Below are 15,816 nucleotides of genomic sequence, written 5' to 3'. Positions count from 1 at the left end.
TATAGGAACCAATCACGTTTGATGAAATTTAACTTTCATCGATTAAAAATTAACAAAAAACGGAATAATTTTTGTTTAAACCCATAAATTAGAGCAGTTGAAAAGGGTAGAATGAAAATTTCAAACTTCTTAATTTAAAGTAAAGTGATGCAACCCAATGAAATCATTGAGAAAGCTTTTCCAATAATAAATGAACAAGACTGCAGTAAATTGCAGTTGGAGGCTTTACTGGAAAAAGCTGAGATTTCTTTAGAAGAATTTTATCAATCTTTTGCTGACCTTGATGATTTTTTCGTCAAAGCTTTTTACAACTTTGTGAACATGCGAACGCATTGACTGAAGAAATAGATAAGCCCTCTTTTACCTTAGAAAAACTTTTTACTACAATAGTCAACATTTTCAAGTTGCAAATGAAGTACCGTTACTTGATGCTGAATTTATCCGCTCTGATCCAAAGCAATGAAACAATTAAAGACAAGTACCTGGAATTGACAGCTTTAAGAAAAGCACAGCTTATTCATCTATTTAGCACGTTGGAGAAGGAAGGTTATTTCTACAAAGAGAAATTCCCCGGTAATTTTGAAAATCTTTCGGTCCAAATCTTAATGTTATCGGATTATTGGCTCAGCCACAATTCAGCAGTCTTTGGACCCAATGACATTCAATTTTCCTATTACAGTAAATTGATTTTTTCTGCAGTACTCCCTTATTTGACAGATAAAGGATTGAAAGCTTTTAAGGGTACTTTAGGGTATGGCTAAATTCACCAATCTTTGTTAGCTGTCCTTATTGCTGAAATCAAAAAGCTTTCGTTTTTCCTCCTTGGTGAGGTTATCATAGCCTTTATCAGCAATCTTGTCTAAAATTCTGTCAATTTCTTCTTGCGTACTACTGCTAGATGACGCGCTTGATGAGGAATTTCCTCTTGTAGCTTTTTCTTGGTCGCGTCTGGGTCGCGTCTATAAGTAACCTTAACCTTCGGTTTTTGGGAAAATAATTTTTCAAAAATACCCCCACTGTCTGGACAGGTTTTCCGATATCAATGCCTTTATTCAATTGCAATATATAGACAAAACCCAAGGCTGCTCCTCCCAGATGCGCCAATTCTCCTCCCGCATTGGCTCCTGCTGAATTTGCAAAGGCTACCAACACATAAAAAATGGCTATATATTTGATTTTAACCGGGCCTAATAATAGCAAATGAAACTCTGTATCCGGACGTAACGTGGCCGCAGCCACAACTATGGCATATACTCCGGCACTCGCACCTAGCATTAAGGCTCCATCCACACGATCACTAAAATAAGGGGCGATATTATAAAGAACCATATAAAGTAATCCTCCGGCAATTCCACCTAGAATATACAAATTGACTAGCTTTCTGCTTCCCAAATACTCCTGAACCAACAAGCCAAACCAATACAGAAATAGCATATTGAAGATAATATGCAAAAACCCTTCATGCAAAAACATATAGCTGATGATGGTCCAGGGTTGCATAAGAAATTGAGGAATCGCTGCCGGCATCATAAAAAAAGATATAATGGAACGATAGGTAGTTTCGGAACCTCCTATGGTTAGAAATACCCGAAGCACCATCAATACCAAGAAAGCCAGTAAATTTATTGCTATAATCTTATACAGACCATTGTTTTTATGGTCAAATGCATGTCTGATATGGTACCAAAACCCTCCGTACATTTTTTCTCTTTTAATAAAAACTTTGCCTATCCTTTTTCCAAAAAGTAACCAAAACAGCTCCTATCAATAATCCTGATAGGTGGGCGAAATGGGCTACGTTGTCAGTGGGATTAGATACAAATATATTATAAACTGTGTATAGTCCATAGAACAATACAAGGTATTTTGCCCTTATAGGCATTGGGGGAAAAAGCAAAAACAACTGAGTGTTTGGGAAGAGCATTCCAAATGCGATCAGAACACCAAACAAGGCCCCGGAAGCTCCCACCATAGGGATATTTGCCTGCACATCTCTCACTCCCAGCATGCTTCTTTTTGCTCTGTCTACCAACTCAGGATTATCTGCATCACGGCTGTAATCATCGATAAAATCATAAATTACTGGATTAAAATAATGGCTATAGGCAGAGACGAATCTATTGAATTCCTCGGGATCGGGATCCTCACTAAAGGCTTCAATTCTATCATTTAATTGCCCCATATTATAAGCTACGTAACCCGAATACAATACCCCGGAACCTACCCCACAAACCATCCATAATATTAGCAGCTTTTTGGGACCAAGGAATTGTTCCAATAAGGGACCGAATATGAATAGACCAAACATATTGCTGAACAAATGCCAGAAATCTGCATGCATAAACATATAAGTCACAAACTGAAAAGGCATGAAATTTTTGCTCTCAATATAATATAAGGCAAAAAGCCCACTCAGTTGCGGAAGAAAAAAGGAAGCAATTACATGCATACCCACCGTAATTAACAATAGGTTTTTCACAATGGGTGTAAGGGCTCTAAACATAAATTCTTGTTTTAATTCAGGAATAAAAAAAGCGATCAATTTTATTTAAGTCCAACTTAATGAAGGTTTTGCTCCCTTCAGGACTATAATTTGGATTTTGACAAGCAAACAATTGGCCGGCGAGATTTTCCATCTCTTGGCTTTGTAGCTTGTCTCCTCTTTTATAGAGGTCTTTTTTGCCAGAGACCTGGCAAGGTTTTCTTTTTATTTAACGAAAGTTCATTTTTGAAATGCTTGAACTGCTCCAATAATTCTTCAAATAATATTTTTTCGCTAGTAATGTGAATATCAGCAGGCACCCCATTAATCAATATGGCATGCTGACCAAATTCTGACAGCTGAAAACCCAAGTCACTCAGCTCTTCTTTCAGATCCATCACCAGAGCAAAATCTGCAGGGCTAAGTCTGATGTTCTGAGGGAAGAGGCATTGCTGAGATGCTCCCTTGGACTGGTCCAATTGACTGGCGTACCGTTCATATAGGATGCGCTGATGCGTGGCCTGTTGGTCAAAGATCAGTAAACCGGAGGAGGTTTGAGTTACGATATAAGTTTGTTCCACCTGGAAGGTATTCCCACTTCCCAGGGTAGGTTTATTGATTTCACTTACAAGCGGTTCATCCTTGCTATTTACTTTGCTAGGAAACGTTTTAAGTTCCTGTTGCCCTGTATTGTTTTTTTCTGGATCAAAATTTATGGCTCGTTCCTCATGATCTTTTTGAAACAATTGCTCCCAACCTTTGGAATCTTTATTGGCCATCCCAGGCCCTCTATAAGTCCTGTAATTATTTTCTAAGCCTACCTCTTTTCTTTTTTCTGTATCTCTGCTCCAGGTATCCGTAAAGTTTACATCCAAACTAAAATCTATGGTGGGAACCACATGGTGCGCGCCTAAGGCTTGTTTTACCGCAGCCCTGACTACTCCATAGATGGTTCTTTCATCATCGAATTTAATTTCGGTTTTTGTGGGATGTACATTAATGTCAATATGCTTTGGGTCAATGTCTAAAAACAATACATAGAAAGGATGTTGATCCTGCCCTATTAACGATTCGAAAGCAGTACTGACCGCATGCCCTAAATAATTGCTCTTAATAAAACGGTTATTTACAAAGAAATACTGCTCTCCTCGAGATTTTTTTGCTTGTTCAGGTTTTCCTATATAGCCATGAATATTTATATGAGGGGACTCTTCCTGACAAACGATTAGTTTATCACGGTATTGTTTACCAAAAATCCCCACGATTCTTTTACTCAATTTCCCACCGGCCAATTTAAAAGCTCCATATCATTTTGATAAAATGAAAATGAAATCTTAGGATAAGCCAATGCCACCCGCTGAAATTCCTCTACCAGGTGTTTGGTTTCCACTGCGTTGGATTTGAGGAAATTTCTACGTGCCGGAACATTGCAAAACAGGTTTTTGACTGAAACAGATGTTCCTCTTTGGTAAACTATTGGCTCTTGTTTTTTAACCGTTGAGCTTTCCACCTGAATAAGTGTTCCCAACTCGTCTCCATCCCGTTTGGTTTTAAGTTCTACTTGTGCTACAGCTGCAATTGAAGCCATCGCTTCCCCTCTAAAGCCATGTGTCCGAATATTGAAAAGGTCATCTGACTTCCTGATTTTAGAAGTAGCATGTCTTTCAAAACACATCCGGGCATCTGTAATTGACATTCCAAGTCCATCATCGATTACCTGAATCAAAGACTTTCCGGCATCCTGTATCACCACCTGAATGGATTGGGCTTGGGCATCTATGGCATTCTCCAAAAGCTCTTTCAAGGCTGAAGCCGGTCTTTGCACCACTTCACCAGCAGCTATCTGGTTTGCAATGGCATCCGGCAACAACTGGATCATATCATTCATCTTTCTTTCTCCCTTTTAGCTTAAAAAAGCCAAACAATAAAGCTCCTCCGGTTGCAAAATAAAGTAGGTAATATAAAATTACAGGACCTAAATATATGTATCCGCCAAAGCCTCCCACCAGCAATACAATGATTATCATGCGGATCAATCCGGTATTGTCCATAATATTTGAAGGCTGCTTTTTTATCGGGCTTCCTCCGGTAAAAGCTCCCCTGATTCTTGAGGATCCTCCCGAAACTTGTCTTTCCAGTATTTGTTGTTCTTTAGGATTTAGCACACCTTCTATCTCCAAATCCTTCTTGATCATTTCCGTCCTGTTTTTTATTTCTTCCTTTACCGGATCGTAATGTCTAGGGTTGATATTAAACCTACTCGGCCGATTTATTCTGAATATGGATGGGAAATTCATAGTATTACATTTTAATTGTCAACTGCCTTTATGGCGCAAAACTTATCAACTGGGTTTCTATTGTTTTCAACAAAAGTCAAAAAAACAACTGAAACCTTCCTTATCTAACTATTGTTTTAAATAAAATTTCTCCTGTTCATCACTTTTACATAGGTAGAAGTAGGATATTTATGTAAGTTTGAATTAAACGTTGTGTGTTAACACAAAGTTATTCTTAAATTATTACCAATAAAATTTTAACACCCCCATGTGGCAAAAAGTTTACGTAATGTTTTTCTGCTGCCTCCTATTGATAGGTTTGGTATCCGGGCACGATGCTACAGAGCCCAGGGATCCTTTGATTAGTGATAACACTGTTGCACAGGAACACTGGGTAGACAGTGTTTTTAATAGCCTTAGCTTTGAAGAGCGCTTAGGACAACTTTTTATGGTTGCGGCCTATTCCAATAAAGGCGCAGCCCATGTAAACAGTATTTCAAAATTAATTGAGGAAGAAAACCTTGGAGGAATTATTTTTTTCAAGGAGGGCCTGTTCGCCAAGCAAACCTGACCAATCATTATCAATCCATTGCCAAAACGCCCTTGTTCATAGCAATGGATGCTGAATGGGGAATAGGCATGCGATTGGATAGCGTATTGAATTTCCCTAAGCAAATGACACTAGGCGCAGCTAAAAACGATGCTTTGGTTTACCAAATGGGAAAAGAAATTGCCCGACAGTTTAAGGAAATTGGAATGCATATAAATTTTGCACCAGTGGTGGATGTTAATTCCAACCCTCAGAATCCTGTGATTGGCTATCGCTCTTTTGGTGAAGACAAGCAATTGGTAAGTAATAAATCCCTAGCCTATATGCGAGGCATGCAAGACAATGGCATCCTTGCCAATGCCAAGCACTTTCCGGGTCATGGGGATACCAATTCAGACTCACACTACACTACCCCTGTCATCAATAACAGCAAGGCCAGAATAATGGATATAGACTTGCATCCATACAGAGAAATGATCGATGAGGGGCTGATGAGCATCATGGTTGCACACCTTCACATTCCAAGCTTGGGAAGCGAACCAAAACTTCCGACCACTTTATCCCCCAAGGTAGTAACCAATTTACTCAAGGAAGAAATGAAATTTAAGGGGCTTATTTTTACAGATGCGCTCAACATGAAAGGCGTCAGCAGCCTATACAAGCCCGGAGAAGTAGAACTCATGGCTTTGCTAGCGGGAAATGACGTATTGCTTTATGCTGAGGATGTCCCCAAGTCCAAGGCCTTGATAATGCAAGCCGTTCAGGACGGTAGGATAAGCCAAGAAGAAATCGACCAAAGAATAAAGAAGATTCTGAATGCCAAATACTGGGCCGGTCTCCACCAAAAGCAGGAGGTAAACACTCATAAACTTGTGGAGCGGCTTTCAAATTTCGGAACCAAAGCACTTATTGAACAAATGTATGCGGCTTCTCTTACAGTAGTAAGCAATGAAGATGAGGTAATCCCTGTAAAGCATTTGGATTTGGAAAACATGGCTTCGCTTACCATAGGCAGAAAAGGTGAAACCTTTAAAAAATACCTCAGTAAATACACTCAATTCAAACATTTCACTTTACGACCGAATAGCAACCAAAATAATTTTGCTGCCATGGAAAAAAACCTGGAAGGGTTCAGTACCATAGTGGTGGGTGTCATGGGCATGAGCAATAATTCCAGGCGAAATTTTGGATTAAAAGCTGACGAAATAGCTTTTATCAATCGCTTGCAAGAAAAGCATAAGGTAATAACAGTTGTATTCGGCAACGCCTATTCATCCAAAAATTTTAAGGATCAAAACAACCTGATTCTTGCCTATGAAGAAAATGATTTTACCGAAAGCATTGCCCCTCAAGTTATTTTTGGTGGTAGGGAAGGATCAGGAAAACTTCCCATAAGTCAAAAAGACGCTTGGCCTAAAGGGCATGGCATCGAAACTAACACGCTACATCGGCTCGCATATTCAACCCCTGAAGCTCAGGGCATGAGCAGTAGGGAATTAATGAAAATTGACACCATTATGGAAAAAGCCATTTCAGGTAAGGCTACTCCAGGTGGATCCATTTTGGTAGCAAAAAATGGGAAAGTGGTTTTCGAAAAAAATTACGGTTATTTTGATTATAACAAAGCGCAAGCAGTAGATGAGAAGACCCTGTATGACCTTGCCTCGCTAACCAAGGTAATGGCTACCACCCAAGCGATCATGTTTTTAAATAGTAGAGGAATAATAAATTTGGATGATCCACTAGAAAAACATCTCCCTGAACTAGAGGGAAGCAATAAGGGGAGCATCACCATACGAAATATTCTAACTCATGAGGCAGGATTGATACCATATATTCCCCATTTCACCAAGACTTTGGAAGGAAACCAATGGAAGACGGAATACTATAGTCCCCAAAAATCTGACAACTTCCCCATTGAGATTGCCGAGGGAATATATGGCAACAAAGCCCTTCCGGATAGTGTATGGAAATGGACCGTAGCTTCAAACCTTAGATACAGTGGCACCAAAAGCACCAAATACAGTTACCGTTATTCTGATGTTGGAATGTATCTCTTGCATCGATTGATCGAAAAAATGGTCAATCAGCCCATGGAAGATTTTTTGGAGCAACAATTTTATGCCCCTTTAGGAATGAATCGCTTTGGTTACCTGCCATTGAAAAAATTTAGTCCGGACCAAATTGCACCTACTGAGCAGGACAACTTTTTAGAAAAACCCTGGTGCAAGGGTATGTTCATGACCCGGGAGCAGCATTATATGGTGGAGTTGCAGGACATGCAGGACTTTTTGGCAATGCCAATGACCTGGCTAAAATGATGCAGATGATGCTTCAAAACGGGAAATATGGTACAGAAGAAATATTAGACCAAGCTACAATAGAGAAGTTTACCAACAAACAATCTTTCCGAAGCAGAAGAGGATTGGGTTGGGACAAACCCGACCCCAAAAAAGACAAAGGCCCAACAGGAAATCTTGCTTCTCCCGGTACTTTTGGACATACCGGCTTCACCGGAACGGCTGCCTGGGCTGACCCGGAACATCAGTTAATTTATATTTTTCTTTCCAATAGGGTCTATCCCAATGCCGGAAACAACAAACTTTTGAGGGACAATGTGCGTTCAGATATTCAAGACATCATCTACGAAGCGATAGAAAATAGATTTCTTTTGGCCAATAAATGAACAAAAAAGGGTAGATATCGTGTTTAAGGTTGAAATATTTAACCCACATCAAATATAATTAAAATGAAAATTGGGATTGTTTGTTACCCCACCTTTGGTGGCAGTGGAGTAGTCGCTACCGAATTGGGCAAAGCCCTGGCTGCTAAAGGTCATCAAATTCATTTTATCACTTACAAACAGCCCACTCGACTTGATTTTTTTAGTGAAAACCTTTACTACCATGAGGTAGACATAAAAAGCTACCCTCTATTTGATCATGCACCTTATGAGTTGGCCTTAGCCAGCAAAATGGTGAATGTAGTCAAGTACGAAGAATTGGACTTATTGCATGTCCATTATGCCATTCCACATGCTTCTGCTGCCTACATGGCAAAACAGATACTCAAAAAACAAGGAGTCATCATTCCTGTTGTCACCACACTTCATGGCACGGATATTACTTTGGTAGGCAAAGACCCAAGTTATGAGCCGGTAGTAACCTTTAGCATTAATGAATCGGATGGTGTAACAGCTGTTTCTGAAGATTTGAAAAAGAGCACATTGCTTCATTTTGATGTAAACACACATATTGAGGTCATTCCAAATTTTATTGACCTAAACCGGTTTAAACGACAAAAAAAGGAACACTTCAAAAAAGCCATCTGCCCTAATGACGAAAAACTAATGGTACATACCTCGAACTTCCGAAAGGTAAAACGAGTGCAGGATGTTATAAAGGTATTCTATGAAGTTAGAAAAACAATTCCTTCAAAATTATTGCTCGTTGGAGATGGTCCCGAAAGAGACAAAATGGAAAGGCTTTGCCGGGAGTTGGGCACCTGCGAAGATGTTCGATTTTTGGGTAAATTAGAAGCCGTTGAGGAAGTACTGTCTGTGGCAGACTTATTTATCATGCCTTCAGAGAAAGAAAGTTTTGGGTTGGCTGCCTTGGAGGCCATGGCCTGCCAAGTCCCAATTTTAACCAGTAATGTTGGCGGCATACCGGAGTTAAATATCGATGGAGAAACCGGATTTTTATGCGAGGTAGGAGACATTGACACCATGACAGAAAAGGCCAAATTTATTTTAGCTGACGAAAATTTAGCAAATTTTAAAAATAATGCTTTGGCCCGAGCAAAAACTTTCGATGTCACGGCCATACTTCCTTTATATGAAGATTTCTATCAAAAGACAATAAATAAAACTTATTCATCATTAAAAAACTGATATAAATCAGTGATAATTTTGATGCGAAAATGAAACTACTTGACGCATGAGAAACGTTAATTGAATAAATTATTACAAGTAGCCTTTCTTTTCCTTAAATTAGGCATCACATTTGAAAAAGATCTTTGGATAAAACCGCAGTCAAGAAATGAAAAAAATTGGAAGATTGGACCGGCCCGATAATAGCGGAACAGCTAAAATGTTCGCCAACCCAGTTTTGGAACGATTGAGTAGGACGCATATTAGTATCCCTATTGCTCTATTTTTAGGTGTAGGTATATACTCATTCTATGTCGGAATTTCCTCAACAAATATTCCTTTTGTTGAAGCACTTGGATTGTTTCTTGGAGGGTATTTTGTTTTTACATTGGTAGAATATCTTCTACACAGATACTTTTACCATATGATTCCAGACACCAAATTTAAGGACAAATTGCAATACAATGTCCATGGAGTTCATCACGATTATCCCAAAGACAAGGACAGGTTGGCCATGCCACCCTTTATTTCCGGATTGTATGCGGTGATATTACACTTTCTATTTAATTTTTTAATGGGGGAACTGTCTTGGTATTTTCTTCCCGGTTTCTTGGTTGGATATGCCTCTTATTTAGGAGTTCATTATATTGTTCATGCCTTCCAGCCTCCCAAAAATTTCTTAAAGGTGTTGTGGGTAAACCATGCCATTCACCACTATAAAGATCCAGATGTTGCTTTTGGGGTCAGTACACCTATTTGGGATTATGTTTTTGGAACAGCACCAAAGAATTAAACTAAAGAAAGTTTATTCCGGCATGCGGAATACCTAATTCCATAAAGCACCATAAAACCACCACATTTTGGTGGTTTTTGCATATTAAACTATGGACACTTAACTGTACTTTTATAATCTGATGATAAGAAGCCCTGAATAGCTCTTTTAAAACGATAAGGTTGTAAATTCTTAGTTTTAGAAATCATTGGGGATAAAAGCATTCGGTATTGTAAACAATATAAAAAGATGAAATGAAAGTTAGTATCATAGGAATGGGGTGGCTCGGGGTCCCATTGGCCGAGGCTTTAATAAAAGAAGGCATCACTGTAAAAGGAACAACCACCAATCCAGAAAAAAAGCATGCTTTAAGGAAACAAGGTTTTGATTGTGAGCAATTGCTGCTAAACCCTGAATTGGCAGATCCTGTTCCTAAGGGTGTTTTTGATACGGATATTTTATTTATAAACATCCCTCCTTCCACACGGAGTAAACCCATTACCTATCATCCAAGGCAAATTGAAATAGTCAAAGGGCTGGCCCAAGCGCAGGGGATAAAAAGAATAATATACACCAGTTCCACCTCAGTTTATCCCAACAAAAACCAAGTGGCCACAGAAGCAGAGCCAATCACATCAAGCAACACCGGAAATCCTGCCCTGCTAAATGCCGAAAATCTATTATGGGAAAACAAAACCTATGACCTGACCGTAATTCGCTTTGGAGGTTTATTGGGTGATGACAGAATCCCCTGCAAATATTTTAGTGGTAAAAAAAATGTTCCCGGACATCCTCCTGTCAACTACATTCATAGAAAAGATGCTGTTCGCGCTGTGCTATGGATTATAGAAAGGAATCTTTGGAATGAAACCTATAATATTGTATGTCCGAAACATCCGGCAAAAAAACTGTTATAGAAAAAAATGCTTTAGACTTAGGCTTTGCCCCACCTGTTAATTATGAAAATCCTGAAATGCAGCAATGGAAAGAAATTGCTGCTGACAAATGGTGCCAAACAAAATTTCAATTTATTTATGACAATCCCCTTGATTTCACCTATACTTCTAATGAATAGTTGATTCAAGCTTTTAGCGAACTATAAACTCCCTTTAGCTCCAAAAAAAGGCTGTTAAACTAAATTTTGAGCAAAAAAGAATAAAAAAATGGATGAATTTGCCCAATATCCTGAAAACAAGGGCCAATTAACCCGAAGCAACTTTCATAAATCGTAATGGATAAAAATTTTATTTTACTAGGTGTGATTTCACCATTCATTCTATGGTGGACGTTTATTATAAGTACTGATTATCAGCCTTATTCGCTTATCCGCATATACGGTTTTTATTAAATAACTTAATCAGCTAATTTTGCCCCCCAATAGAAAAATAACCCCATGGATAAATACTCTTATATTTCCAATGCCCATGTAGCTTATATCGATGAGCTGTATGAGGATTATAAAAAAGATCCGGAAGCTATAGATAGCAGCTGGAAAGCTTTTTGATGGATTCGATTTTGCCATAAATAAATTTGGTGAAGAAGAAAACGGAGGAGCCTCAGCAGTGGCACAAACTCCGGCAAACGGTAACTTGGCAACCAAAGGCACCATCATGGACATGGAGCAATTGCCAAAAGAGATTAAAGTAAGGGCATTGATTCATGCTTACAGGTCAAGGGGTCACCTCAGATCCAAGACCAATCCTGTAAGAGAGAGAAGAGATCGAAAAGCCTTATTGGATCTTGAAGATTTTGGCTTAGAAAAAGCTGATTTGGACACTGTATTTCAAGCAGGTAGCGAGATTGGTATTGGAGAAGCAAAACTTTCAAAAATAATTGACTCTCTTAAGATTATTTATGAAGGGTCTATGGGTTTTGAATACATGTATATCCGTGACCCGGAGATGCTAGATTGGTTCAGACTAATTATAGAGAAGGAGTCTTTAGAGTTCAACCCTCCACTGGAAGAGAAAAAAGAATTCTATTTAAATTAAATGAAGCAGTAGTATTTGAAAACTTTTTACATACCAAGTATTTGGGACAAAAAAGGTTTTCATTGGAAGGTGGCGAAAGCACCATTCCATTTTTAGATGCCTTGATCAACAAAGCCTCAGATTTAGGGGTAGAAGAAATGATGATCGGCATGGCCCATAGGGGAAGATTAAATGTCTTGGCTAACGTCATGGGCAAAACCTATGAGCAGATATTTTCCGAATTTGAAGGCACCGCTAAACCTGACCTTACCATGGGTGACGGGGATGTGAAATACCATATGGGCTTCTCATCTGAAGTCCCTACCACCAATGGGAAATTAATGATCTTGAAACTAGCACCTAACCCTTCTCATTTGGAGGCGGTAAATCCTGTGGTAGAAGGATTTGTAAGGGCTAAAATAGATGATCATTACAAAGGTGATGAGGACAAAGCTATTCCGGTACTTATTCATGGAGATGCCGCTGTGGCCGGACAAGGAATCGTGTATGAAGTAACACAGATGGCCAACCTCAAAGGGTACAATACTGGAGGAACCATCCATTTTGTAATCAATAACCAGGTAGGTTTCACTACAGATTTTGATGACGCCAGGAGCTCAATTTACAGTACTGATGTCGCTAAAATTATAGATGCTCCTGTCATTCATGTTAACGGAGATGACCCTGAAGCTGTAGTATTTGCTGCAAAAATTGCTGTTGAATTCCGTCAAAAATTCAACAGAGATATATTTATAGATATGGTCTGCTACAGACGACATGGCCACAATGAGTCTGACGAACCTAAGTTCACCCAGCCTGAACTATACAATTTGATCTCGAAACATCCTAATCCGAGAGAGATTTACAATAAGGCATTATTAGAAAGAGGCCAAGTGGATGCTAAACTTGCCAAACAAATGGATAAGGAGTTTCGTCAGCTTTTGCAAGACAGGCTAGCCATGGTAAAGGTAAAGCCACTCCCTTACACCATCTCTCCATTCGAAAAAGCATGGAAGGCTTTGAATTGGTCAAAACCTGAAGATTTCGAGAAATCACCTAATACTTCTATAAGTGAAGACGCCATAAAAAAGTGGCTGAGGCACTAACTGTACTACCTAAAGGATTCAAGCCGATCAAACAAATAGAAGCACAACTCAAACAAAGAAAGGAGATGTTCTTCCAAAACAAATCGCTCAACTGGGCTGCTGCTGAACTTTTGGCTTATGGTTCTTTATTGCTTGATGGGAAAACGGTAAGAATGACCGGACAGGATTGCGAGAGAGGCACTTTCTCTCATCGACATGCTGTCGTGCATGATGCAAGCACAAACAAACCGTATAACTCCTTAAAAGAATTAAAAGACAGCAAAGGACAATTCTATATTTACAATTCCCTTTTATCTGAATATGCAGTATTAGGTTTTGAATATGGTTATTCTATGGCCAATCCTAATGCCTTAAATATTTGGGAAGCTCAATTTGGTGATTTTGCAAATGGTGCCCAAACCATGATTGACCAGTTCATTACTTCAGGAGAATCGAAATGGCAAAAGATGAATGGTTTGGTAATGCTATTACCTCATGGATATGAAGGTCAAGGCCCAGAACACTCCAACGCTAGACCCGAAAGGTTTCTTCAACTGGCGGCTGAATACAATGTTATTGTGGCCAATATCACTGAACCATCTAATTTCTTCCATTTATTGCGTAGGCAACTGGCTTGGAATTTTAGGAAGCCTTGTATTGTCATGTCTCCTAAATCACTGCTTCGTCACCCTAAGGTATTTTCACCATTAGAGGAGTTTACAAGCGGTAATTTTAGAGAAATACTTTTGGATGAAACTGTTAGCCCTAAAAAGGCCAACAGGGTAGTACTTTGTTCAGGAAAAGTTTACTATGAATTAATTGAAATGAGGGAGAAAGAGAAAGTGGAAGACGTGGCCATCATCCGTGTCGAGCAGCTTCATCCACTTCCTAAGAACCAAATCCTTAAAGCCTTACAGTCTTACAAAAAAGGTATAGAAACTGTATGGGTACAAGAGGAGCCAGAGAACATGGGTTATTGGGCTTTTATCGTCAGGAATCTTTACAAAGATTTAGTGATGGATGTAATTGCAAGAAAGCCTAGTGCTTCACCGGCAACAGGTTACCATAAGGTACACTTGGAAGAACAAAAGCAAATTTTGGAAAAAGCTTTAAAAATAAATTCTTAATTTCCCATTTCTTTTATCATTTACACATAAAATATTGAAATTCTGACCTGGAAGCATTTTAACAACCGGGAAAAAATCAAATAACCGATGAGTATAGTAATCAAAGTCCCAGCAGTAGGAGAGTCCATCACCGAAGTAACCATTGGCCAATGGTTTAAAAATGATGGTGAATTTGTTGAAATGGATGAAGTCATTTGCGAACTGGAATCCGACAAGGCTACTTTTGAACTAACAGCAGAATCTTCAGGAGTGCTACACACAAAAGCAGAAGAAGGCGATACCTTAGAAATTGGCGCAGTAATTTGTGAAATCGATCCGGAAGGAAAAGAGGGAGACAGTCCTCAGCCTGCTGCAGCGATAGAAACTGAAAAGGCACCTGAAGAAAAAACTGCAAGTACATCTGAAGCCAAAAGCACCGGAGAAACAAAAGAAATGCATGTTCCTACTGTAGGTGAATCCATCACAGAAGTGACTTTGGCTTCTTGGATAAAAGAAGATGGAGACTATGTAGAGTTGGATGAAATAATTGCTGAAGTTGATTCCGACAAAGCTACTTTTGAGTTACCTGCTGAAGCAGCCGGAATCCTCAGACATGTAGCCGGAGAAGGGGACACCCTTGAAATCGGAGGCTTAATTTGCAAAATCGAAGTAATGGAAGGCGGGGCTCCCGAAGCTACTGAAGCAACAGAAAATACTACTGCTCAAGAAAGCAAATCAACTACTTCCTCCAACGAAACTTACGCAACGGGTCATGCCTCTCCTGCAGCAAGCAAGATATTGTCTGAAAAAGGCATTGATCCTGCCACTGTAAAAGGCACAGGAAAAGACGGCAGAATTACTAAAGAGGATGCTGAGAAAGCTGAAAAAACCAAGCCGGCGGCATCTGCACCAGCTAAACCCGCAGCAAAATCTAGCTCTGCAGAGACAAAAGACAGTCCTGCGAAGGGAGACCGTTCTGAGCGTAGAGAAAAATGACATCTCTAAGAAGAACCATTTCTCGCAGATTGGTGGCAGTAAAAAATGAAACAGCCATGTTGACTACCTTCAATGAAGTCAATATGAAGCCTATCATGGACCTCAGAAAGCAATACAAAGACAAGTTTAAAGAGCGATATGAAGTAAATCTTGGTTTCATGTCCTTTTTCACAAAGGCTGCTTGTATAGCTTTACAAGAATGGCCCGCGGTGAATGCTCAAATCGATGGAAATGAAATTATTTTCCATGATTATTGCGACATTTCCATAGCAGTATCTTCTCCAAAAGGATTGGTTGTTCCTGTCATAAGAAATGCAGAAAACTTATCTTTCTCAGGTATTGAGAAAGAGGTGGTTCGCCTAGCAGTAAAAGCCCGTGATGGCAAACTAACCATTGATGAAATGACAGGAGGTACCTTTACCCTTACCAATGGAGGGATTTTTGGATCCATGATGTCTACACCAATTATCAATGCTCCCCAGGCTGCAATCCTTGGCATGCACAATATAGTACAAAGACCAATGGCCGTGAACGGTGAAGTTAAAATCCTTCCCATGATGTATTTGGCATTGTCATATGATCATAGGATCATTGATGGAAGAGAATCTGTGAGCTTTCTCGTTCGCATGAAAGAGCTTCTTGAAGATCCCGCAAGATTAATGCTGGGAATTTAAACTTATTTGAAATAATTCCTTCCTATAATTTGAA

The 15,816-nt window shown here is 39.3% G+C and carries 11 protein-coding genes and 4 pseudogenes; 11 read left to right on the top strand and 4 right to left on the bottom strand.

Annotation, left to right across the window (positions count from 1 at the left end):
• The first annotated feature begins 144 nt into the window (after positions 1-144).
• Positions 145-336, top strand: a complete 192-nt coding sequence (locus WG932_RS25450) for a hypothetical protein (RefSeq protein WP_483085844.1) — start codon at positions 145-147, stop codon at positions 334-336.
• The gene (locus tag WG932_RS25445) at positions 333-761 is read left to right on the top strand and encodes a TetR/AcrR family transcriptional regulator (RefSeq protein WP_483085843.1); all 429 of its coding nucleotides are present in this window, start codon (positions 333-335) and stop codon (positions 759-761) included. Before WG932_RS25450 ends, WG932_RS25445 begins: the two co-directional genes overlap by 4 nt.
• Positions 762-776: 15 nt before the next feature.
• Here the strand turns inward: WG932_RS25445 and WG932_RS25440 are convergent.
• The 4 genes and pseudogenes from WG932_RS25440 to WG932_RS25425 all read right to left on the bottom strand — a co-directional run bounded on the left by WG932_RS25440 (position 777) and on the right by WG932_RS25425 (position 4,779).
• Positions 777-1,701: pseudogene (locus tag WG932_RS25440) on the bottom strand (rhomboid family intramembrane serine protease).
• 10 nt (positions 1,702-1,711) lie between these two features.
• Entirely contained in the window at positions 1,712-2,503 is a 792-nt protein-coding gene (locus WG932_RS25435; RefSeq protein WP_014020544.1) for a rhomboid family intramembrane serine protease, read from the bottom strand.
• Between the two features lie 16 nt (positions 2,504-2,519).
• Positions 2,520-4,370: pseudogene (mutL, locus tag WG932_RS25430) on the bottom strand (DNA mismatch repair endonuclease MutL).
• Entirely contained in the window at positions 4,363-4,779 is a 417-nt protein-coding gene (locus WG932_RS25425) for a hypothetical protein (protein WP_014020542.1), read from the bottom strand. The pseudogene mutL and the gene WG932_RS25425 overlap by 8 nt, the downstream one beginning before the upstream one ends.
• A 247-nt stretch (positions 4,780-5,026) precedes the next feature.
• Here WG932_RS25425 and WG932_RS25420 point away from each other — a divergent pair, with 247 nt between their 5' ends.
• From WG932_RS25420 to odhB, 9 genes and pseudogenes are all read left to right on the top strand, one after another.
• Positions 5,027-5,329 (top strand): hypothetical protein, encoded by a 303-nt coding sequence (locus WG932_RS25420; protein WP_483085842.1) that lies wholly within the window; start codon positions 5,027-5,029, stop codon positions 5,327-5,329.
• 32 nt (positions 5,330-5,361) lie between these two features.
• Positions 5,362-7,629, top strand: coding sequence for a serine hydrolase domain-containing protein (locus WG932_RS25415; RefSeq protein ID WP_483085841.1), 2,268 nt, complete (start codon positions 5,362-5,364; stop codon positions 7,627-7,629).
• The gene (locus WG932_RS25410; RefSeq protein WP_483085840.1) at positions 7,533-7,994 is read left to right on the top strand and encodes a serine hydrolase domain-containing protein; all 462 of its coding nucleotides are present in this window, start codon (positions 7,533-7,535) and stop codon (positions 7,992-7,994) included. Before WG932_RS25415 ends, WG932_RS25410 begins: the two co-directional genes overlap by 97 nt.
• A 63-nt stretch (positions 7,995-8,057) precedes the next feature.
• Entirely contained in the window at positions 8,058-9,200 is a 1,143-nt protein-coding gene (gene bshA, locus WG932_RS25405) for an N-acetyl-alpha-D-glucosaminyl L-malate synthase BshA (protein ID WP_149393370.1), read from the top strand.
• A 148-nt stretch (positions 9,201-9,348) separates the two neighbouring features.
• Positions 9,349-9,972: a sterol desaturase family protein gene (locus tag WG932_RS25400; protein WP_014020539.1), complete on the top strand. Its 624-nt coding sequence runs from the start codon at positions 9,349-9,351 to the stop codon at positions 9,970-9,972.
• 233 nt (positions 9,973-10,205) lie between these two features.
• The gene (locus WG932_RS25395; RefSeq protein ID WP_483085839.1) at positions 10,206-10,868 is read left to right on the top strand and encodes an NAD(P)-binding domain-containing protein; all 663 of its coding nucleotides are present in this window, start codon (positions 10,206-10,208) and stop codon (positions 10,866-10,868) included.
• Complete coding sequence (locus WG932_RS25390; protein ID WP_483085838.1) at positions 10,835-11,026, top strand: hypothetical protein; 192 nt, start codon at positions 10,835-10,837, stop codon at positions 11,024-11,026. The genes WG932_RS25395 and WG932_RS25390 overlap by 34 nt, the downstream gene beginning before the upstream one ends.
• 318 nt (positions 11,027-11,344) lie before the next feature.
• Positions 11,345-14,133: pseudogene (locus WG932_RS25385) on the top strand (2-oxoglutarate dehydrogenase E1 component).
• An 87-nt stretch (positions 14,134-14,220) separates the two neighbouring features.
• Positions 14,221-15,782, top strand: a pseudogene (odhB, locus tag WG932_RS25380) (2-oxoglutarate dehydrogenase complex dihydrolipoyllysine-residue succinyltransferase).
• Positions 15,783-15,816 lie beyond the last annotated feature (34 nt).

The sequence above is a fragment of the Cyclobacterium sp. SOCE241 genome (assembly GCF_056867545.1).
This window is presented reverse-complemented; position numbering and strand designations above follow the sequence as displayed.

Coding starts and splice junctions, on each gene's coding strand:
- WG932_RS25425 (WP_014020542.1), bottom strand. CDS start 4,779: ATGAATTTCCCATCCATATTCAGAATAAATCGGCCGAGTAGGTTTAAT.
- WG932_RS25400 (WP_014020539.1), top strand. CDS start 9,349: ATGAAAAAAATTGGAAGATTGGACCGGCCCGATAATAGCGGAACAGCT.
- WG932_RS25390 (WP_483085838.1), top strand. CDS start 10,835: ATGTCCGAAACATCCGGCAAAAAAACTGTTATAGAAAAAAATGCTTTA.
- WG932_RS25420 (WP_483085842.1), top strand. CDS start 5,027: ATGTGGCAAAAAGTTTACGTAATGTTTTTCTGCTGCCTCCTATTGATA.
- bshA (WP_149393370.1), top strand. CDS start 8,058: ATGAAAATTGGGATTGTTTGTTACCCCACCTTTGGTGGCAGTGGAGTA.
- WG932_RS25395 (WP_483085839.1), top strand. CDS start 10,206: ATGAAAGTTAGTATCATAGGAATGGGGTGGCTCGGGGTCCCATTGGCC.
- WG932_RS25435 (WP_014020544.1), bottom strand. CDS start 2,503: ATGTTTAGAGCCCTTACACCCATTGTGAAAAACCTATTGTTAATTACG.